Origin of the sequence: Nocardioides sp., from assembly GCF_035547795.1 — a bacterium.
Classification (GTDB): Bacteria; Actinomycetota; Actinomycetes; order Propionibacteriales; family Nocardioidaceae; genus Nocardioides.
Genome location: NZ_DASZUF010000169.1, coordinates 1 through 19,122 on the forward strand (window position 1 = coordinate 1; position 19,122 = coordinate 19,122).

General features: G+C 71.7%; 23 protein-coding genes. 14 read left to right on the forward strand and 9 right to left on the reverse strand.

The window, feature by feature from the left end:
- Window positions 1-19 precede the first annotated feature (19 nt).
- On the forward strand, window positions 20-1,240 hold the full coding sequence (locus tag VHA72_RS11500; protein ID WP_325575309.1) for a DUF4032 domain-containing protein: 1,221 nt from the start codon (window positions 20-22) through the stop codon (window positions 1,238-1,240).
- Here VHA72_RS11500 and rlmB read toward each other — a convergent pair.
- The 3 genes from rlmB to VHA72_RS11515 form a co-directional block, all read right to left on the reverse strand.
- Window positions 1,237-2,202: a 23S rRNA (guanosine(2251)-2'-O)-methyltransferase RlmB gene (rlmB, locus tag VHA72_RS11505; protein WP_325575311.1), complete on the reverse strand. Its 966-nt coding sequence runs from the start codon at window positions 2,200-2,202 to the stop codon at window positions 1,237-1,239. The two genes, VHA72_RS11500 and rlmB, sit on opposite strands and share 4 nt — an antisense overlap.
- A gap of 121 nt (window positions 2,203-2,323) precedes the next feature.
- Entirely contained in the window at window positions 2,324-3,712 is a 1,389-nt protein-coding gene (gene cysS, locus VHA72_RS11510; protein WP_325575313.1) for a cysteine--tRNA ligase, read from the reverse strand.
- Between the two features lie 30 nt (window positions 3,713-3,742).
- Entirely contained in the window at window positions 3,743-5,233 is a 1,491-nt protein-coding gene (locus VHA72_RS11515) for a molybdopterin-dependent oxidoreductase (RefSeq protein ID WP_325575315.1), read from the reverse strand.
- A gap of 30 nt (window positions 5,234-5,263) precedes the next feature.
- Here VHA72_RS11515 and ispF point away from each other — a divergent pair, with 30 nt between their 5' ends.
- Window positions 5,264-5,749 carry a 2-C-methyl-D-erythritol 2,4-cyclodiphosphate synthase gene (ispF, locus tag VHA72_RS11520; RefSeq protein ID WP_325575317.1) on the forward strand — a complete coding sequence of 162 codons (486 nt, stop codon included), beginning with the start codon at window positions 5,264-5,266 and terminating at the stop codon, window positions 5,747-5,749.
- On the opposite strand, the gene nirD is transcribed toward ispF, so the two are convergent.
- Window positions 5,742-6,110, reverse strand: coding sequence for a nitrite reductase small subunit NirD (nirD, locus tag VHA72_RS11525; protein WP_325575319.1), 369 nt, complete (start codon window positions 6,108-6,110; stop codon window positions 5,742-5,744). The two genes, ispF and nirD, sit on opposite strands and share 8 nt — an antisense overlap.
- 84 nt (window positions 6,111-6,194) lie before the next feature.
- On the opposite strand from nirD, the gene VHA72_RS11530 reads away from it, so the two are divergent.
- Window positions 6,195-6,869 (forward strand): IspD/TarI family cytidylyltransferase, encoded by a 675-nt coding sequence (locus VHA72_RS11530; protein WP_325575321.1) that lies wholly within the window; start codon window positions 6,195-6,197, stop codon window positions 6,867-6,869.
- A 53-nt stretch (window positions 6,870-6,922) separates the two neighbouring features.
- On the opposite strand, the gene VHA72_RS11535 is transcribed toward VHA72_RS11530, so the two are convergent.
- Both VHA72_RS11535 and VHA72_RS11540 read right to left on the reverse strand, forming a co-directional pair.
- Window positions 6,923-7,447 (reverse strand): 2-C-methyl-D-erythritol 4-phosphate cytidylyltransferase, encoded by a 525-nt coding sequence (locus tag VHA72_RS11535; RefSeq protein ID WP_325575323.1) that lies wholly within the window; start codon window positions 7,445-7,447, stop codon window positions 6,923-6,925.
- A gap of 32 nt (window positions 7,448-7,479) precedes the next feature.
- Window positions 7,480-7,965, reverse strand: coding sequence for a CarD family transcriptional regulator (locus tag VHA72_RS11540; RefSeq protein ID WP_325575325.1), 486 nt, complete (start codon window positions 7,963-7,965; stop codon window positions 7,480-7,482).
- 180 nt (window positions 7,966-8,145) lie between these two features.
- Here VHA72_RS11540 and VHA72_RS11545 point away from each other — a divergent pair, with 180 nt between their 5' ends.
- From VHA72_RS11545 to VHA72_RS11555, 3 genes are read left to right on the forward strand one after another with little or no spacing between them, the layout of a single operon-like run.
- The gene (locus VHA72_RS11545; RefSeq protein WP_325575327.1) at window positions 8,146-8,901 is read left to right on the forward strand and encodes a UbiA prenyltransferase family protein; all 756 of its coding nucleotides are present in this window, start codon (window positions 8,146-8,148) and stop codon (window positions 8,899-8,901) included.
- Between the two features lie 59 nt (window positions 8,902-8,960).
- Window positions 8,961-9,584: a hypothetical protein gene (locus VHA72_RS11550; protein ID WP_325575329.1), complete on the forward strand. Its 624-nt coding sequence runs from the start codon at window positions 8,961-8,963 to the stop codon at window positions 9,582-9,584.
- On the forward strand, window positions 9,581-10,318 hold the full coding sequence (locus tag VHA72_RS11555; RefSeq protein WP_325575420.1) for a phosphoglyceromutase: 738 nt from the start codon (window positions 9,581-9,583) through the stop codon (window positions 10,316-10,318). The genes VHA72_RS11550 and VHA72_RS11555 overlap by 4 nt, the downstream gene beginning before the upstream one ends.
- A 24-nt stretch (window positions 10,319-10,342) precedes the next feature.
- Here VHA72_RS11555 and phoU read toward each other — a convergent pair whose 3' ends face one another.
- Window positions 10,343-10,990, reverse strand: a complete 648-nt coding sequence (phoU, locus tag VHA72_RS11560; protein WP_325575333.1) for a phosphate signaling complex protein PhoU — start codon at window positions 10,988-10,990, stop codon at window positions 10,343-10,345.
- 122 nt (window positions 10,991-11,112) lie between these two features.
- On the opposite strand from phoU, the gene VHA72_RS11565 reads away from it, so the two are divergent.
- The 8 genes from VHA72_RS11565 to VHA72_RS11600 all read left to right on the forward strand — a co-directional run bounded on the left by VHA72_RS11565 (window position 11,113) and on the right by VHA72_RS11600 (window position 17,699).
- Window positions 11,113-12,309 carry a sensor histidine kinase gene (locus VHA72_RS11565; protein ID WP_325575335.1) on the forward strand — a complete coding sequence of 399 codons (1,197 nt, stop codon included), beginning with the start codon at window positions 11,113-11,115 and terminating at the stop codon, window positions 12,307-12,309.
- Window positions 12,306-12,983 (forward strand): response regulator, encoded by a 678-nt coding sequence (locus VHA72_RS11570; protein WP_325575337.1) that lies wholly within the window; start codon window positions 12,306-12,308, stop codon window positions 12,981-12,983. The genes VHA72_RS11565 and VHA72_RS11570 overlap by 4 nt, the downstream gene beginning before the upstream one ends.
- A gap of 139 nt (window positions 12,984-13,122) precedes the next feature.
- Window positions 13,123-13,446, forward strand: coding sequence for a 2Fe-2S iron-sulfur cluster-binding protein (locus VHA72_RS11575; RefSeq protein ID WP_325575339.1), 324 nt, complete (start codon window positions 13,123-13,125; stop codon window positions 13,444-13,446).
- Window positions 13,447-13,566: 120 nt separating this feature from the next.
- Window positions 13,567-14,850: an aromatic ring-hydroxylating dioxygenase subunit alpha gene (locus tag VHA72_RS11580; RefSeq protein ID WP_325575341.1), complete on the forward strand. Its 1,284-nt coding sequence runs from the start codon at window positions 13,567-13,569 to the stop codon at window positions 14,848-14,850.
- Window positions 14,851-14,864: 14 nt separating this feature from the next.
- Window positions 14,865-15,344: a hypothetical protein gene (locus VHA72_RS11585; protein WP_325575343.1), complete on the forward strand. Its 480-nt coding sequence runs from the start codon at window positions 14,865-14,867 to the stop codon at window positions 15,342-15,344.
- Window positions 15,341-16,174 (forward strand): 3-methyl-2-oxobutanoate hydroxymethyltransferase, encoded by an 834-nt coding sequence (locus VHA72_RS11590; protein ID WP_325575345.1) that lies wholly within the window; start codon window positions 15,341-15,343, stop codon window positions 16,172-16,174. The genes VHA72_RS11585 and VHA72_RS11590 overlap by 4 nt, the downstream gene beginning before the upstream one ends.
- Window positions 16,175-16,182: 8 nt before the next feature.
- On the forward strand, window positions 16,183-17,031 hold the full coding sequence (locus VHA72_RS11595; RefSeq protein WP_325575347.1) for an alpha/beta fold hydrolase: 849 nt from the start codon (window positions 16,183-16,185) through the stop codon (window positions 17,029-17,031).
- Window positions 17,031-17,699 carry a 2,3-bisphosphoglycerate-dependent phosphoglycerate mutase gene (locus VHA72_RS11600; RefSeq protein WP_325575349.1) on the forward strand — a complete coding sequence of 223 codons (669 nt, stop codon included), beginning with the start codon at window positions 17,031-17,033 and terminating at the stop codon, window positions 17,697-17,699. Before VHA72_RS11595 ends, VHA72_RS11600 begins: the two co-directional genes overlap by 1 nt.
- On the opposite strand, the gene VHA72_RS11605 is transcribed toward VHA72_RS11600, so the two are convergent.
- Together VHA72_RS11605 and VHA72_RS11610 are read right to left on the reverse strand one after the other, a co-directional pair.
- The gene (locus tag VHA72_RS11605; RefSeq protein ID WP_325575351.1) at window positions 17,656-18,120 is read right to left on the reverse strand and encodes an RpiB/LacA/LacB family sugar-phosphate isomerase; all 465 of its coding nucleotides are present in this window, start codon (window positions 18,118-18,120) and stop codon (window positions 17,656-17,658) included. The genes VHA72_RS11600 and VHA72_RS11605 overlap by 44 nt on opposite strands.
- Window positions 18,120-19,049 (reverse strand): PhnD/SsuA/transferrin family substrate-binding protein, encoded by a 930-nt coding sequence (locus VHA72_RS11610; protein WP_325575353.1) that lies wholly within the window; start codon window positions 19,047-19,049, stop codon window positions 18,120-18,122. Before VHA72_RS11610 ends, VHA72_RS11605 begins: the two co-directional genes overlap by 1 nt.
- Window positions 19,050-19,122: the final 73 nt, after the last annotated feature.

Genomic DNA, 19,122 nt, shown 5'->3' on the forward strand with positions numbered 1-19,122 from the left:
GCTCCCCTAGGCTTGAGCCATGGCACTGCGCATCGTCGCCAGTCGCCCCGATCCCGCGATCGTGACGCTGCCCTGGTCGACGCCGCTCGAGGAGTGGCCCGACGACGTCGTCGTACCCCTGGCGCGGGGCCTGTCTCGCCACGTCGTGCGGATCGTCCGGCTCGGCGACCGGATCTACGCGGTCAAGGAGACCCAGGAGCCGATCGCGTTCCGCGAGTACCGCACCCTGCGCGACCTACAGCGGCTGGGCGTGCCCGCGGTGGTGCCGCAGGCGGTGGTGACCGGCCGCGAGGACGAGCAGGGCAACGAGCTGCCCAGCGCGCTGCTCACCGAGCACCTGCGCTTCTCGCTGCCCTACCGCAGCCTCTTCGAGCACGGCCTGACCGCCGACGACCTGCCCCGGATCATCGACGCGCTGGTCGTGCTGCTGGTCCGGCTGCACCTGACCGACTTCTACTGGGGCGACGTGTCGCTCTCCAACGTGCTCTTCCGCCGCGACGCCGGCGGCTTCGCCGCCTACCTGGTCGACGCCGAGACCGGCGAGCTGCGCGCCTCGATCTCGGATCGCATGCGTGCCTACGACCTGGAGGTCGCCGCGGAGAACGTGTACGCCGAGATCCTCGACCTGGAGGCCAGCGGCGCCCTGCCGGCCGACTTCCCGGTGGAGGGCGTGGTGGCCCAGCTGCGCGACCGCTACGAGGCGCTGTGGGATGAGCTGACCGCCGAGACCCGCTTCCCCGTCGGCGAGATGTGGCAGATCGAGCGCCGCATCGAGCGGCTCAACGACCTCGGCTTCGACGTCGAGGAGCTCGACATCGTCACCGACTACGACGGCGACACCGTGATGCTGCGGCCCCGGGTCGTCGAGCTCGGCCACCACCAGCGCACGCTGCGCGGCCTGACCGGCATCCAGGCCGAGGATGAGCAGGCCCGCCGGATGCTCAACGACATCGCGGCGTACACCGCCTCACGCGATCTGGGCGGACTCTCCCGCGAGGTCGTCGCCCAGCGCTGGCTGAAGGAGATCTACGAGCCGATCGTGGCGATGATCCCCGAGACCGCCCGCGGCAAGCTGGAGCCGGCGGAGATCTTCCACGAGATCCTGGTGCACCGTTGGTACCTCTCCGAACGAGCGGGCCACAGCGTCAAGCTCCTCGACGCCGCCCGCGACTACATGGACTCGGTCCTGCTGAGCCGGCCCGACGAGGCGCTCGCCACGCCCGCCGACGCAGGAGTCTAGGCGCGCGCCTGCGCGACCGCGTAGAGGGTCACCGAGGCGGCGACGCCGGCGTTGAGCGACTCGACGGCGTTCGCCATCGGGATCGACACGATCCGGTCGCAGGTCTCGGCGACCAGGCGGGACAGGCCGCCGCCCTCGGCGCCGACCACGATCACCAGCGGCCCGTCGGCCACCTCGGCGATGTCGGTCAGCGACAGGTCGCCGTTCATGTCGAGGCCGATCACCTGGCAGCCCGCGTCCTGGTACTCCTTGAGCACCCGCGTCACGTTCACCGCCTGCGCGACCGGAATCCGCGCGGCCGCTCCGGCCGAGGTCTTCCACGCGGCGGCGGTCATGCCGGCCGCGCGCCGCTCGGGGATGACCACGCCGTGCGCGCCGAACGCCGCGGCACTGCGCACCACTGCCCCCAGATTGCGGGGGTCGGTGACATGGTCGAGTACGACGATGAGCGCGTCCTCGCCCTCGTCGGAGGCCCGGTCGAGCAGGTCGCCGGGGTGTGCGTACTCGTACGCCGGCACCCGCGCCGCCAGCCCCTGGTGCCCGTTGAACCCGGTCAGCCTGTCCAGCTCGGGCTTGGCCACCTCGAGCAGCCCGATGCCGAGCTCGGCGGCGAGCTGGAACGCCTCCCGCAGCCGGCCGTCCCGCTCGGCGCCCTCGGCGACGTAGACCGCGTTGGCCGGGACGCCCTCGCGCAGCGCCTCGACGACCGGGTTGCGGCCGATGATCCACTCGGCGTCGCCGGTGCCGCGCTTACGTTGCCCGCCGGCACCGCCCTGCCGCTTGGAGGCGCTGCGCTCGGCGAGCTGCTTGCTGCGGTAGGCCTTGTGATACGGCCGGTCCTCCGCCTTCGGCGTGGGGCCCTTGCCCTCCAGCCCGCGTCGGCGCTGACCGCCGGAGCCGACGGTCGCGCCCTTCTTGTTCGACTTCTGGATCGCGCCGCGGCGCTGGCTGTTGCCCGCCATCAGGGCCTCCTGGCTCGTGTTGGTTCGTCGAGGTACGCAGGGCAACCGACACTTCCCTGGTGGAACTCCGCACGGGATGTGCTGGTTCGGCTGCCTACCTCGACGAGCATGCAGCGGCCGCTCACGCCAGGCTCCACTTCGGTCCGTCGGGGGTGTCCTCGAGCTCGATCCCGGCCGCCTTGAGCTGGTCGCGGATCTCGTCGGCGCGGGCCCAGTCCTTCGCCGCCCGGGCGGCCGCGCGCTGCTCCAGCAGACCGGCGACCAGGGCGCCGACGGCCGCCGCCGCCTTCCCGTCGCCGTCGCCCGAGCCGCCCCAGGCGGGATCGGCCGGGTCCAGGCCGAGTACGTCGAGCATCGCCGTCACGGCCGCCGCCTCCGCCGCCGCGGACTCGCCCGCGGCGAGCTTGCGGTTGCCTTCGCGGACGGTCTCGTGCAGGACGGCGACGGCCGCCGGCGTACCGAGGTCGTCGTCCATCGCCGCGGCGAACTCGTCCGGGACGACGCCCGCGCCGGCCGCGCCCGCGCGCTCCAGGAAGCCCTCGATCCGGGCGAAGCCGACCGCCGCCTCCTCGAGTGCGTCGAAGCTGAACTCCACGTGCGAGCGGTAGTGCGTCGAGACCAGGTAGTAGCGCAGCTCGATGCCGCGGAAGCGCTCCAGCACCGCCGGGATGGTCAGCGAGTTGCCCAGCGACTTGCTCATCTTCTCGCCGGCGGTGGTGATCCACGCATTGTGCATCCAGTACGACGCGAAGTCGCGCCCGGCCGCGCGGGACTGGGCCTGCTCGTTCTCGTGGTGCGGGAAGCGCAGGTCGAGCCCGCCACCGTGGATGTCGAACGCCGGGCCGAGGTACTTGCCGGCCATCGCGGAGCACTCGATGTGCCACCCCGGCCGCCCGCGGCCCCACGGCGAGGGCCACGACGCGGTCGCCGGCTCGGAGTCCTTGCGGCCCTTCCAGAGGGCGAAGTCGCGCGGGTCCCGCTTGCCGCGCGGGTCCGCGTCAGCGGCGGCCTCCATGTCCTCGACGGCCTGCCCGGTGAGCTCGCCGTACGGCTTCCAGCTGCGCACGTCGAAGTAGACGTCGCCCGAGCCGTCGGGTGCCTGGTAGGCGTGACCACGCTCGACCAGCTCGGCGATCAGCTCCACCATCTCGGGGATGTGACCGGTGGCCAGCGGCTCGTAGGTCGGCGGGGCGACGTTGAGCAGCTCGTAGGCGTGCGTCACCGAGCGCTGCACGTCGTAGGCGAGGTTGTACCAGGGCCTGCGCTGCTCGGCCGACTTCGCCAGGATCTTGTCGTCGATGTCGGTGATGTTGCGGATGAACGTCACCTGGTAGCCGCTGTGCCGCAGCCAGCGCTGCAGCACGTCGAAGTTGACCCCCGAGCGCAGGTGGCCCACATGGGGCTCCGACTGCGGGGTCAGGCCGCAGACGTAGAGCGACGCCTTGCCCTCGACAAGGGGCACGAAGTCACGCACCTCGTGGGTCGCTGAGTCATAGAGCCGGAACGTCACCCCGAGAGTCTAATGAAAGGAGACGTCCGGCTACGAAGCCTCGAAGTCGACCCGGTGCCAGCCGGTGGCGCCGTCGGGCGCCTCGCTCGTCCGGACGGCGGTCTGCACCTCTCCGGCGCGGTTCACCGCTCGCACCTGTGCGGAGTGGTGCCCGGACTTCAGCGATACGACGGCCTTCCACTGCACCCAGGTCTCGGTGTCGGGCGCCGTGCCCAGGTCGCACTCCACCCAGGGACCGCCGTCGACCGACACCTCGACCTTCGCGATCCCGGTCTCCTGCTGCCAGGCGACGCCCGCCAGCGTGTAGTCGCCAGCCGGCACCACGTCGCCCGAGCCGGGCCGGTCGATCCTGCTGGCCAGCTTCACCGGCCCCTGCGCCGCCCAGCCGAGCGGGATCCAGTAGCCGACCGCCTTGTCCATGGTGGTGACCTCGAGGTCCACCACCCACTTGCAGGCGCTGACGTAGCCGTAGAGACCCGGCACGATGGTGCGCACCGGGAAGCCGTGGTCGATGGGCAGGGCCTTGCCGTTCATCGCCACCGCCAGCAGCGCGTTGCGCTCGTCGGTCAGCGCCGTCAGCGGCGTCCCGCAGGTCCAGCCGTCGGCGCTGGTCTGCAGCACCGCGTCGGCGCCCTCGCGCACCCCCGCCTCGGCCAGCAGCGAGCGGACCAGCACGCCGCTCCACCAGGCATTGCCGATCAGGTCGCCGCCGACCGGGTTCGAGACGCAGTTGAGGGTGATCCATGCCTCGGTGCGCTGCCGTGCCAGCAGGTCGGCGAAGGTGAGCGTGAGCGGCTTGTCGACCATGCCGTGGATCCGCAGTCGCCAGCCGTCGGGATCGACCGAGGGCGGCGAGATGGTGGTGTCGACCCGGTAGAACGAGCCCGCCGGGGTGAGCCAGGGCTGCGCGAGCCCGAGGTCCGCACCGGCGGGTACGACGGGAGGCGTCACCTCGGTCAGCCGCAGCGCTTCCCGGGCGGCCTCCACGGCCCGCCGACCGCGCCCGGCGTACGGTGCCACCACGGCGACGATAACCCCCGCGGCTGCGACCAGGCCCAGTCGCAGCACCGCGCGCCGGTCGCCCGCCGGCTCCATCCGCAGCGGCTCGGTGACGATGCCGAACGCGCCGACCCAGGTCAGCAGACCGACCACCACGGCGATCTGGGCGCCGCTGCCCTCGGCCTTCTCCGCCCCGACGGCGAACCCACCGATCGCGGCGAGGACCAGGAAGCCCAGCACCGGCGGCCACCAGCGCCGTCGGCCGAGCAGGCCCAGCACCGCGAAGACGATCGCCAGCACCACCAGGATCACGCCGACCAGCACCGGCTTGTCGCGATGGCCCAGGTGCTGGATCGCCGACTCGGCCAGCCCACCGGGAACGTGTCGGATCACCCACTCGGCCACCGCCACCACGGGCGAGGCGCGCACATGCAGGGCGTCGGCGGCCAGCCAGCTGGTGGCGAGGCCCGAGCCACCCGCGACCACCCCGGCCGCGGCCCACTGCCAGCGAGGCTCGGTCACTCCCCCAGTGTGCCGCAGCGCCCCTCGGGCATGATCAGCATCGTGAACCCACCTCGGATCGGCATCGGCACCGACGTGCACCGGCTCGCCCCCGGCGTACCCCTGCATCTGGCCGGCCTAGCCTGGCCGGACTCCCCGGTCGGCCTCGAGGGCCACTCCGACGGCGACGTCGCCGCTCATGCCGCCTGCGACGCGCTGCTGTCCGCCGCCGGGCTGGGCGACCTCGGCTCGAACTTCGGTACGGCGCGGCCGGAGTCGGCCGGTGCGGCCGGCGCCACGCTGCTCGCCGAGACCGCCCGCCGGGTGCGTGCCGCGGGCTTCGAGATCGGCAACGTCGCGATCCAGGTGATCGGGAACGAGCCCAAGCTCGGCCCGCGCCGTGCCGAGGCGCAGCGCGCCCTCTCCGACGCGGCCGGTGCCCCGGTCACGGTGAGCGCCACCACGACCGACGGGCTGGGCCTGACCGGACGCGGCGAGGGCGTCGCCGCGATCGCGACGGCGGTCCTGCTCAGCTGACCGTCCGGCGGCGGCCGACCTGGACGACACCGGCCACGATCCTGACCTCGTACGCCGGCACCGACACGTGGTCGTCCTCCAGGCACCGCCCGGTGCGCAAGTCGAAGCCGTGCCGGTGGGCCGCCGAGGCCACGAACGGCACCCCGTCGCGCTGGCCGACGATGCCACGGGCGATCACCGACGCCTTGGCGAACGGGTCGTGGTTGCCCAGCGCGTAGACGCGGTCGTCGGCGGTGCGGAACAGCGCGACGGACTGGCCGTGCACCAGCGCCGTCGCGCCACGGTCCACCGCGAGGTCCTCCAGCCGGCACACCGGCTGCCAGTCCTCGGCTGTGTGTCCGGCGCCCCGTCGCGGTGTCATAGCGCCCCGAACGTAGGCGGCGGGAGTGCGCTGCGGTGTTACGCCGTGTAACAGCCGTGCTAACACCTCAGTAGGGTTCCGCGCATGCCCGCTGCTCTGGTCGTCCTCGCCGCCGGCTCCGGCTCTCGGGTGGGGGCCGACCGCAACAAGGTGTTGCTGCCCCTGGGCGACACCACCGTGCTCGGCCGCTCGGTCACCGCCGCACTGGCGGTCCCGGACGTGGCCCGGATCGTGGTCGTCGCCCGCCCCGGCGAGGAGGAGGCGGTTGGCGAGGCGCTGGTCCCGATACTCGGGGACCGCGAAGTGCTGCTCGTGGCCGGCGGCGCGACGCGGCACGCCTCGGAGGCCCGCGCACTGGCGGTGCTGCGCCGCGACATCGAGGCGGGCATGGTCGACGTGGTGGCGATCCACGACGGCGCCCGGCCGCTGGCCTCCCCCGAGCTCTACGCCGCCGTCATCGAGGCCGCCCGGGTCCACGGCGGCGCCCTGCCCGCGGCCCCGCTGGGCCACCTGCTGACCCGCGCCCTTGCGCCGGTCGAGGGGGAGCTGGTCGGGGTGCAGACGCCGCAGGCCTTCCGCGCCGCGGACCTGCTGCGCGCCTACGACGCCGCCGCCGAGGCCGGCGAGGAGTTCACCGACACCGCCGGCTGCCTGGAGCGGCACTCCGAGGTGCGCATCGCCGCCGTACCGTCGACGGCGCTCAACCTCAAGGTCACCTTCCCCGAGGACGTGGCGCTGGCCGGCACCCTGCAGGGGTAGTTCGGGGAGAAACGGTCGGTTACTCACCAGTAGAGCGACCGTTTCTCCCCGAACTACCTCCGTGCTGCAGTCAGCCCCTCCAGCAGGCGTACGTCGTCCAGGTCCGCGACCCGACGCCCCTCCGGAGGGGCCTGCAGGGTCGTGACCGGGAAGCGGGCGGCCAGGGCGGTGGTCAGGGTGGCGAAGTCGCCGGCGGGCTGGTCATCGAGGGCCGCCACCACGGCCGGCGGCAGCACGATCGGCGAGGTGACGGCGAGCAGGTCGTCGCGGTCGAGGGTGCGGCCGACCAGGCCGTCCTCGACCGTCTTGACGGTGTCGGTGACCGGCCGAACGCCGACCACGACCGCCTCCCGCGCCACCGCCGCCTCCACACACGCGGCGATGAAGCCGGCCGGGGTCATCGGGCACAGCGGGTCGTGCAGCACGAACGGCTCACCGGACTGGACCACGGCCTCCCAGCTGGTGGCGAGGTCGATCGGCGTCACACCCGCCTCGCCGAGCGCCCACGCGGCACAGGCGACCAGCGCCTCACCGTGGATGAGCGCAAACGGCAGGGATCCGCGGTCGGTCTCGACCACGGATCCCAGAGCCGGTGTTGCGTCCTCGGCGATCAGGACGCGAGGACCTCGTCGAGGAGTGCCTCCGCCTTGTCCTCGTTGGTGTGCTCGCACAGCGCGAGCTCCGAGACCAGGATCTGGCGCGCCTTGGCCAGCATCCGCTTCTCGCCGGCCGACAGCCCACGGTCGCGCTCACGGCGCCACAGGTCGCGGACGACCTCGGCCACCTTGTTCACGTCGCCGCTGTGCAGCTTCTCCAGGTTGGCCTTGTAGCGGCGCGACCAGTTGGTCGGCTCCTCCACATGAGCAGCACGAAGGATCTCGAAGACCCGGTCGAGGCCATCACGGTCGACGACGTCGCGGACACCGACGAGATCGAGATTGGAGGCAGGAACCCGAACGACGAGGTCCTGCTGCGCGATGATCCTCAGCACGAGATACTGCCGTTCCTCGCCCTTGATCGTCCGCATCTCGATGTCCTCGATGACGGCTGCCCCATGGTTCGGATAGACGACGGTCTCGCCGACAGTGAAAGTCATATGTCAGGTACCCCTTCCTAGACACCCGAGTCTACCACGGTTTCGAGTCGACGAATTTCGCGTTTATGCAGGTCAGGGCCCCTATCCGGGCTTGACATATGGCCCGGTGGTGTGATCCGGGCCTGTGGCGTGGGCCACGTCCTCCCCGTGGTTCCTGGCCCTGACCTGCATACTTCGCACATGTCGAAGTCGCCCTCGCAGGCCCTTGCGCCGGCAGTACGACGACGGCGGCTGCGCGACTGGACGCCCCTCCTGCTGGCGCGCGCCGCACACCCGCGACATGCCCTGATCACGGCCCTCGTGCTGGCCGCCGCGGCCGCGCTCGACGGCCGGCCCGCCCGCGAGATCGCGCTGGTCGGCGGCACGGTGCTGGTCGGGCAGGTAGTCCTCGGCTGGCACAACGACCTGGTCGACGAGCAAGCCGACCTGGCCCACGACCGGCCGGGCAAGCCGATCGCCGACGGGCGCCTGGACGCGGGCACGGTGTGGTTCGCGCTGTGCTGCGCGGTGCTGCTCGTCGTACCCCTCGCGATCTCGAACGGGGTCGCCTCCGGGCTGTGCTATCTGGCCTCGGTCGCGGTCGGCATGATCGGCAACGTGGTCCTGCGCCGCGGCCTGCTCTCCTGGCTGACCTGGGCACTGGCCTTCGCGCTCTACCCGGCGTTCCTCTCCTACGGCGGCTGGGGCGGCGGCAGCCACGGCGGCCCGCCGCAGCCGGCCCTCGTCGGGCTGGCTGCGCTGCTCGGCATCGGCGTCCACGTGCTCTGCGCGCTGTGGGGCCTGGTCGCGGACAACGCCGACGGCTGGACCTACCTGCCGCTCAAGCTCGGCCTGCGGATGGGCGCCACCCGGCTGCTCGTCCTGGCCGGCCTCTACACCGCGGTGGTGGCGGCGGCGCTGCTCTACGTCGCCGATGACGTCGGTCTGCGGCGCTGACCGGCCCAACGGGCAACCTGGAGAACACCGGTCCGGCAGCGGCCGCTAGCATGTCGCCCGTGACGACGCCTCTTCGCCGCAAGCTCGCCCTGGCCGCCGGCCTCCTCTGCCTGGCCGTGCCGGTGCTGAGCTCGTGCGGGTTCGACTACGCGACCGACCGTCCCAACGTCATCGCCAACGGCGGCTACGACATCGGCAAGACCGGTCTGCGCGTGCTCGCCGCCCGGATCGTCGCCTCCCAGGACGGCCAGGGCGTCTTCGTCGCCACCATCGCGCTCAACCCGACCGCCGACCCGGTCACCGACGCCTCCGACGCCCCCAAGCTGGACCAGATCAGCGCCGGCCCGGACAGCAAGTACGACCTCACGGCGAAGAACTTCACGCCCGTCGCCGTCGGCGACACCGGGGCGGTGAACATGGCCGACCCGTCGGTCGGCGGCATCACCGTCACCGGCGACTTCAAGGCCGGCAGCATCGTGCCGGTGAAGCTGACCTTCAGCGACGGCAGCTCGGCGGTCGTCCAGACCCCGGTCGTCACCAAGTGCGGCGACTACGCCTCGGTCGCGCCGCAGAGCGGCTCGGGCAAGAACGCGAACGCCGGGTCGCAGGAGTCGAGCAGCGCCAGCGGCTCGGGCGCCTACGACTGCTCCTACCCGACCCTGCCCGCGATCCCCGGCGCCTGATGCCGACACTGATCCTGCTCCGCCACGGCGAGAGCGAGTGGAACGCACTCAACCTCTCCACCGGTTGGGTGGACGTCGCCCTCACCGAGAAGGGCCGTGAGGAGGCGGTCAACGGTGGCCGGCTCCTCGCGGAGGCCGGGCTGCTGCCCGACGTCGTCCACACCTCGCTGCTGCGCCGCGCGATCAACACCGCCGCGATCGCACTCGACGTCGCCGACCGGCACTGGATCCCGGTCCGGCGCGACTGGCGGCTCAACGAGCGGCACTACGGCGCGCTGCAGGGCAAGAACAAGTCCGAGACGCTGCGCAAGTTCGGCGAGGAGCAGTTCCAGCTCTGGCGCCGCTCGTACGACGTACCGCCTCCGCCGCTGGCCGACGACGACCAGTACTCACAGGTGGACGACGTGCGCTATGCCGGCATCGAGGTGCCGCGTACGGAGTGCCTCAAGGACGTCGTCGAGCGGTTGGTGCCCTACTGGGAGCAGGCGATCGTGCCGGACCTCCGGGCCGGCCACACCGTGCTGGTCACGGCGCACGGCAACAGCCTTCGCGCGCTGGTCAAGCACCTCGACGGCATCTCCGACACCGACATCGCCGGGCTCAACATCCCGACCGGGCAGCCGCTGGTCTACCGGCTCGACGACGAGTTCCGGCCGACCGTGGCCGGAGGCGAGTACCTCGACCCCGAGGCGGCTGCCGCCGCCGCGGCTGCGGTCGCCAACCAGGGCCGCTGAGCGCCGACTTGCTCGGGAGGCCCGTCAGGAGGCCATGGTCTCCCCGGTGACGACGAAGACCACTCGGCCGGCCACCGAGACGGCGTGGTCGGCGATGCGCTCGTAGTAGCGACCCAGCAAAGCCACATCGACGGCCGCCTCCACCCCCGCGGTCCAGTCGTCGCCGAGCAGCTCGGCGAAGCTGGCCCGGCGCAGGCCGTCCATCTCCTCGTCGTCGCGGCGCAGCTCGGCAGCCTGGTCCACATCGCGCTCGGCGATGATCGCCGCCGTGCGGGACACCATGTCCTCGGCCACCTCGGCCATCCGGGCGATGATCGGGCGAGCCTGCTCGGGCACCGCGATGTTCGGCGTACGCAGTCGGGCGATCTTGGCCACGTGCACCGACAGGTCGCCCATCCGCTCCAGCTCGCTGACCATCCGCAGCGCCGCCACCACCACCCGCAGGTCGCCGGCCACCGGGGCCTGCAGCGAGAGCAGCGAGAACGCGGTGTCCTCGACCCGCTCGCGGGCCTGGTCGATCTCGACGTCCCCGCTGATCACCCGCTCGGCGACGTCCGCCGTACCGGTCAGGAGAGCCTCGGTGGCGAGCCGGACCGCCTCCTCCACCCGGCGGCAGATCGCCGCGAGGTCGGTGAAGACTCCGTCGAGCTGGTCATGGAAGGCGTAGCGCATGGTGCGAAGCGTACGGAGGATAGATGACCACTCGGGGTTGATGGGTGAACCATGGGTGAACGTTGTCTGATCCGGGGTCCGGATGGCGAACCCCAGGTGAATCGGAGCCTTACGCTGGGACCGTGGATGCGACGACGCAGGCGTTCCTCGCCGCGCTGCTCGGCGCCGTCGTCGCTGGCTCGGCCGCGCTCGCGTGGCACATCAGCGAGCGACAGCAGAGCCGGATGCCGGCGGTGGAGCAGCCGGTGGTGCCGCCCGAGGTGGCGACGGTGCTCTCGGTCCTGCGCAGCAGCGCCGTCATCGTCGACGACGACGACACCGTCCTGAAGGCGTCCGCGCCCGCCTACGCCCTCGGCCTGGTCCGCGGTACGTCGCTGCTCTCCACCGACCTGGCCGACCTGGTCCACCAGGTCCGCCGCGACGGCCAGATCCGGGAGACCGAGCTGGTGATGAGCCGGGCCGGCGTACCTGCCCGGCACGTCACCGCCCGGGTCGCTCCGCTCGGCTCGCGGCTCGTGCTCGCCCTCGTCGAGGACCGCACCCGCGAGCGCCGTGTCGAGGCGGTACGCCGCGACTTCGTGGCCAACGTGTCCCACGAGCTGAAGACCCCGGTCGGCGCGATCCGGGTGCTGGCGGACGCGGTCAGCGACGCGGCCGAGGATCCCGAGGCGGTACGCCGCTTCGCCGGGCGGATGCTGACCGAGAGCGAGCGCCTGACCCAGCTGGTCCAGCAGATCATCGAGCTCTCCCGGTTGCAGGGCGACGAGCCGCTCGAGGCGCCCGTCGCCGTCGACGTGGACAAGGTGATCGCCACCGCCGTGGACACCAGCGCGATCGACGCCGACGAGAAGCACATCACCGTGATCTCCGGTGGCACCAAGGGGCTGCAGGTCTTCGGCAACGAGGAGCAGGTGCTGGCGGCGGTGGCCAATCTGGTCTCCAACGCCGTCGCCTACTCCGACCCCGGCTCCAGCGTCTCCGTCAGCACCCGCGCCGACCAGGGCGCCGTCGAGATCTCGGTGGTCGACCAGGGCATCGGCATCCCGCAGGAGGAGATCGACCGGATCTTCGAGCGGTTCTACCGCGTCGACCCGGCCCGGCACCGCTCCACCGGCGGGACCGGCCTGGGACTGTCCATCGTCAAGCACGTCGCCGCCACCCACGGCGGCGAGGTCAGGGTCTGGTCCGTGGAGGGCCAGGGCTCGACCTTCACCCTCACCCTGCCGGAGCACCTGCCGGCCAGGGCCGACCAGGCGGTCGCCACGGCCGCCGGGTCCGACAAGACCAGCTCCGACAAGACAAGGGAGGAACGCCCGTGACCCGGGTACTCGTCGTCGAGGACGAGGAGAGCTACAGCGAGGCGCTCTCCTACATGCTGCGCAAGGAGGGCTTCGAGGTGGCGATCGCCGCGGACGGCGACACCGCGCTGAAGGAGTTCGACCGCAACGGCGCCGACATCGTGCTGCTCGACCTCATGCTGCCGGGCATCCCCGGCACCGAGGTGTGCCGCCAGATCCGCACCACCTCGACCGTGCCGGTGATCATGGTCAGCGCCAAGGACGACGAGGTCGACAAGGTCGTCGGGCTCGAGTTGGGCGCCGACGACTACGTCACCAAGCCGTACAGCCCGCGCGAACTGGTCGCGCGCATCCGCGCCGTGCTGCGCCGCGGCCAGGAACCCGACCTCGCGCCGGCGACCCTCGAGGCCGGACCGGTCCGGATGGACGTCGAGCGGCACGTCGTGACCGTCGACGGCAACGAGCAGCGGCTGCCGCTCAAGGAGTTCGAGCTGCTCGAGATGTTCCTGCGCAACCCGGGCCGGGTGCTGACCCGCGGCCAGCTCATCGACCGGGTCTGGGGTAGCGACTACGTCGGCGACACGAAGACCCTCGACGTCCACGTCAAGCGGCTGCGGGCCAAGCTCGAGCCCGACCCGAGCGAGCCCAAGTTCCTCGTCACCGTGCGCGGGCTGGGCTACAAGCTCGACCTCTAGCCGAAACTGACCTTTGAACGGGCCGACGCCGGCGCGTACGTCGTACGCGCCGGCGTCGTCGCGTTCCGTGCCGCCTTGTTGACGCACGTCACACTCTTGGTATATTGGTTAGGCCATTAGCCGATCTAAGGAGTTGTCAGTGCCCAAGGTGGTCTACGTCAGCGTCAACAACGACCAGTGGATCGTCGACGCGACCGTCGGCGAGTCGGTGATGTCGGCCGCGGTGCGCAACGGCGTCCCCGGCATCGTCGGCGAGTGCGGCGGCAACAACTCCTGCGCCACCTGCCACGTCTGGGTGCGGGACGACTTCAGCGAACTCGTCGGCGGCCCCGGAGAACTCGAGGACGACCTGCTCGACCTGGGCGTCGAGGAGCGGCGCGAGACCAGCCGGCTCAGCTGCCAGATCGCCATCACCGACGAGCTTGACGGCCTGGTCGTCGACGTACCGCCGACGCAGCCATAGCCCCTTCGGACCCCAGCGCCCACCGCAGCGCCCACCTCACCCCCACCTCGATCCACTCAGACCCATTGTCGCCAGGCTAATGGTCTGATAGTTATTCCCTTAAAGGCGAAAGGACCCCAGATGCTGCGCACCGAGATCAACGAGCTGCTGACCCAGACCGGACCGGGCACCCCGATGGGTGAGCTGTTCCGTCGTTACTGGCAGCCGGTGCTGCTGGCCGAGGAGCTGCCCGCCAACGACTGCCCGCCGGTGCGGGTCAAGATCCTCTCCGAACGGCTGATCGCGTTCCGCGACTCCGAGGGCCGCTACGGGCTGATGGACGAGTTCTGCGCACACCGCGGCATCTCGCTGTGGTTCGGCCGCAACGAGCAGGGTGGCCTGCGCTGCCCCTACCACGGCTGGAAGTACGACGTCACCGGCCAGTGCATCGAGGTCCCCAGCGAGCCGGAGACCAGCAACTTCTGCGCCAACGTGAAGCTGCGCTCCTACCCGCTGGTCAAGCGCGGCGACGTGCTCTGGGCCTACCTCGGCGACCCGGCGAAGCAGCCGGAGCTGCCGGAGTGGGAGTTCGTCACCGTGCCCGAGGGTCAGGCGTTCACCTCCAAGCGACTGCAGGAGTGCAACTGGCTGCAGGCGCTCGAGGGCGGCATCGACTCCAGCCACGTCACCTTCCTGCACTCGGGCAACCTGGACAGCGACCCGCTCTTCAAGGGCTCGAAGGGCAACGCCTACAACAAGGGCGACCTCAAGCCGTTCTTCGAGGTCGTCGACTACGAGGGCGGCCTGCTCATCGGGGCCCGCCGCAACGCCGAGGAGGGCCACTACTACTGGCGAGTGACGCCGTGGGTGCTGCCCAACTTCACCATGGTCCCGCCGCGCGGCGACCACCCGGTGCACGGCCACTTCTGGGTCCCGATCGACGACGAGAACTGCTGGGCCTACAGCTTCGACTACCACCCGACCCGGCAGCTGACCGAGGACGAGGTCGCCGCGATGCGCGCCGGCAAGGGCGTGCACAGCGCGAACGACGCCAGCTACCGCCCCCTGGCCAACAAGGACAACGACTACCTGATGGACCGCGAGGCCCAGCGTCGCGGCGAGACCTATTCCGGCATCCACGGCATCGCGCTGCAAGACGCCTCGCTGCAGGAGTCGATGGGCCCGATCGTCGACCGGACCAAGGAGCGCCTGGTCGCCACCGACGCCGGCATCATCAAAGCCCGGCAGAAGCTCCGCAAGGCCGCGCTGGCCCTGGCCGAGAACGGCACGGAGCCGGTCGGCAACCGCCCCCAGGACCAGCACGTCCGGTCGGTTGCCGTCGTACTGCCGGCGGACCAGTCCTTCGTCGAGGGCATCGGCGAGGCCATGATCGCCAAGCCAGGCGTTCCGCAGACCACCGTCTGAGAGAGGGGTACGCCGTGTCAGTCCTCGCTGGTGTCAGCGCCTGCTCCCGTGCCGCGACGGCCGAGGAGGCCGCGTTCCGCATCGACTACCCGCTCGCCGCGGCACGCAACACTCGCGTCATCGCCCTCGACCCGGAGGCGGAGCGGATCGTGCGGTCCGCCTCGGAGCTGACCTGGGGCCAGGCGAGGTTCTACACCGCCGTCGACCCGGGACTCGACCTGGTCACCATGGCCGGCGAGCGGGTCCCGCTGGCCGGAGAGATCGCGGAGAGCAACACCGTGGTGCTGGTCGCCACCGAGGGTTCGAACGCCGAGGCGGTCGCCACCATCGGGGCGGCGTGCAAGGTCCGCGGCATCATGACCGCCGGGCTGGTCGTGACCGACGCGCAGCACATCCACGACGCCCTGGCGGTGCTGCGTCCCTACGCCCGCATCCTGCTGGTGCCGGCCGAGGAGGACGACCTGGTCGAGCTGCTCCGGGCGACCCGCGCATGACCGCCCCGACGGGTGGCGCGGACCGGGTCACCATTCCCGCGCTGCAGGCCATGAAGGCGGCCGGCGAGAAGAGCGTGTGCCTGGTGGCCTGGGACTACCAGATGGCGCGGATCGCCGACCGGGTCGGCGTCGAGATCGTCTCGGTCGGCGACACGGTCGGCGTGAACCTGTGGGGACAGCCGCACCCGCTGGAGATCACGATGGCCGAGATGCTCGTCGTGGCCAAGGCGGTACGGCGCGGCGTCACCCGGGCGCTGGTCAGCTGCGACTTCCCCTTCGGGCCGCTCCAGGAGGGCCCGGCCCGCGCGGTGCAGGCGGCGATCCGGCTGGTGAAGGAGGCCGGCGTCGACCTGGTCAAGCTCGACGGCGCGGCCGACTTCCCCGAGGCGGTCGAGGCGGTGACCCGGGCCGGGATCCCGGTGTTCGCCCAGTTCGGCATCACCCCGCAGACCGCGCTGAAGTACGGGATCGAGTACTCGGCCGCCAGCGCCGTCCAGGTGCCGGACGCCATGCTCGAGGAGCTCGTCACCGAGGCGAAGCGGCTCGAGTCGGCCGGAGCCGTCGCGCTCAACTTCACCAACTCCGGCCCGGTCGTCGGGCCGGCGGTGGTGGCGGCCGTCTCGATCCCGGTGCTCGGCGGCTTCGGCGGTGGGCCGTGGCTGGACGGGCGGATCAGGATGGCCACGGCGGCCATCGGGTACAACGCGGCCAACGTCGACCGCGAGCCTGACACCTATCTCAACGTGGGCCGGCTCGCCTACGACGCCCTGAGCGCGTGCGCCGCCGACATCCGCGCCGGCCGGCAGATCCGCGGCGGCATCACGATCTAGGAGCAGCCATGCCCATCGCCACCATCGACGGCATCGAGACCCGCTACGAGACCGTCGGGCAGGGTCCGGCACTGCTGATGTTCAGCCCCGGCGGCTTCGACTCCAGCCTGGAGAACTGGACGAGCTTCGGCCGCTACCGCGACCTCGGGTTCGTCGACGCGCTCTCCCCGCACTACACCTGCATCGTGTTCGACAGGCGTGAGGCCGGCCGCTCGGGCGGTCGGGTCGAGCGACTCACCTGGGAGCGGTACGTCGTCCAGGCACGCGGGCTGCTCGATCAGCTCGGTATCGACTCCGCCCACACCATGGGCGGCTGCGTGGGCTGCTCCACCGCCGCGGCACTCGCGGTGGCCGCGCCGGAGCGGGTGCGCAGCATGGTGCTCTTCTCCCCCGCCGGCGGGCCGCGCTACCGGATGGCGCAGCATCGCCGCTTCGCCCTCCATCTGGCCTTCGTCGCCGAGCACGGCCTGCCCGCGGTAGTGGAGCTGGCCCGTGGCACCAGCGCCGGCTTCAGCAAGGACCCGCGAGTGGGGCCGTGGGCCGCGCCGCTGCGCACCGACGAGGCGTTCGCGGCGTCGTACGCCGCCCTCGACCGCGCCCGCTACGAGGCGATCGCGACCGGCAGCGCGCGCGCTCTCTTCGACCGCGACACGGTGCCTGGGGTGGAGCCGGAGGACCTGATGACCCTCGACGTACCCGCCCTGATCGTGCCCGGTCAGGACGCCTCCCACGCCCCCTCGGCGGCCCGCTACCTGCAGGAGTGTCTGCCGGCCCACGAGTACTGGGACGTCCCGGTTGCCGAGCAGACCCCGCAGACCGCGCCGGCACGGATCCTGGCCTTCCTGGGTCAGCACTGATGGGACCGCTCGTCCTGCTCCGCCACGGCGAGAGCACCGCCAACGTCGACGAGCGGTTCGCCGGCTGGCTCGACGTGCCCCTGACCCGGCGCGGCATCCGCGAGGCTCACGGCGCCGGCCGCGGCCTCGCCGGGTTCCGGCCGACGGAGGTCCACACCTCCGTGCTGGGCAGGGCGATCAACACCGCCCATCTGGTCGCCGAGACGGCCGGGTGGGAGGTGCCACTGCGCCGCTCCTGGCGGCTGAACGAGCGTCACTACGGCGCGCTCCAGGGCCTCGACAAGGACCTCGCCCGGGCCCGGTACGGCGCCGAGGACGTCGAGCGCTGGCGTCGTTCGGTCGACGTGCCACCGCCGCCGGCCGGCACCGACGCGCTGGCTGCCCAGCTCGCCGACGGTCGCTACGCCGACACGCCGGAGGCGCGGCTGGTGCGGGCCGAGAGCCTGGCCGACGTCGCCGTCCGGATGCGGCCCTACTGGGACGACGTGCTGTGCCCGCTGCTGGCCGAGGGCCGCCGCGCGCTGGTCGTCTCGCACGGCAACGCGCTGCGGGTGCTCCTCCACCTGGCGACCGGCACCCCGCTGGCGGAGACCGCGCTGACGCAGATTCCCACCGGGATGCCGATCATTCCCGCGGTACGCCTGGACGAGCCGCTTCGATCGCACTGATCTGGTCGATCCGGCGCTGGTGGTCGCCGCCCTTGAACGGCGTGGCCAGCCACAGCCCGACCAGCTCGAGCGCCTCCTCGTCGGAGACCACCTTGGTGCCGATCACCATCACGTTCGCGTCGTTGTTGCCGCGCGAGATCTCGACCGCGAACCGGCTGTATGCGAGCCCGGCCCGGACGCCGTGGACCTTGTTCGCCGCGATGACCTCGCCCTGACCGCTGCCTCCCAGGATGATCGCCAGGTCGGCACTCCCGCCGGCGACCATCCGGCTCACCGCCGCGCACAGCGGCGGGTAGTCGACGACCGCCTCGGCGTCGTTACCGCCGATGTCGGTGACCTCGTGGCCGCGCTCGACCAGCCAGGCACCGAGCCGGGTCTTGAGCGCGACGCCGTGGTGGTCGCCACAGAGTGCGACCCGCATCAGCCCACCAGCCCGAGGGTCTCGGGGACGAAGACGTCCTCGACGGCGGCCGGCCGGGTGAGGATGCCCTGGGCGATGGCGTTCTCCATCAGCTTCTCCAGCGCGACGCGGTTGACCTCGACGCCGTACGGCAGCGGATCGGTGGCCCCGGTGATCTCCATGGCCTTGCGCAGCAGCCGGTCCTGCCCGGCGTCGCCCTCGCCGTTGCGGAGTCGATCGAGGTAGGGCCGCTTGGCCTCGGCGAAGGCGCGGAAGACGGCCGCGGCCAGGCCAGGGTTGGCGTCGAGGAGCTCGTCGCGGATCACCACCAGGTGGTTGATCGGGACGAAGCCGGTCTCGCGCAGCGAGTCCCAGCTGGCGTTCTCGGGCAGCAGCGAGACGACGGCGTCGTTCTCGATGCCGGCGTTGACGACGGCGTCGAGCTCGCCGGCGAGGAGGAGCTCCTCCAGCGACCGGCCCTCGGGCGCGGAGACGACGTTCGACGGCGGCACGTAGGTCGCGACGTGCTCGTCACCGGAGAGGACCCACGTCACCGACGAGAGGTCGAGGCCGGCGTCGGCAAGCGCCGCGCGCGCCCAGACGCCCGCGGTCACGGTGTAGCCGCGGTTGACGCCGACACGCTTGCCGGCCAGGTCGGCGGCCGTCTTGATCGGCCCGTCCGCGAGGACCTGGGTCTTGCCGTGGTGGAAGTCGCGGACGATGAAGACCGGCAGCGCGGTGAACGCCGCGCCGTGCTCCTTGGCGGTCAGGTACGTCGTGACGGCCAGCTCGGCCACGTCGTACTCGTTGTTGCGCACCATCTTCCGGAAGCCTTTGACCAGGACCGGCTCGTCGGCGAAGCGGAGGGTCCAGCCCTCGGGCGCGATCGCGTGGTCGACCAACGCCTGGTTGGCGCCCTGGGCGCGGGTGAGGGTGAACAACTCGGGCATCGCAGCTCCTGGCTCGTGGTCATGGGCTCGTGGTCGTGGGCTCGCCGTCGTAACGGAGTTCCGCCGTCGGGGT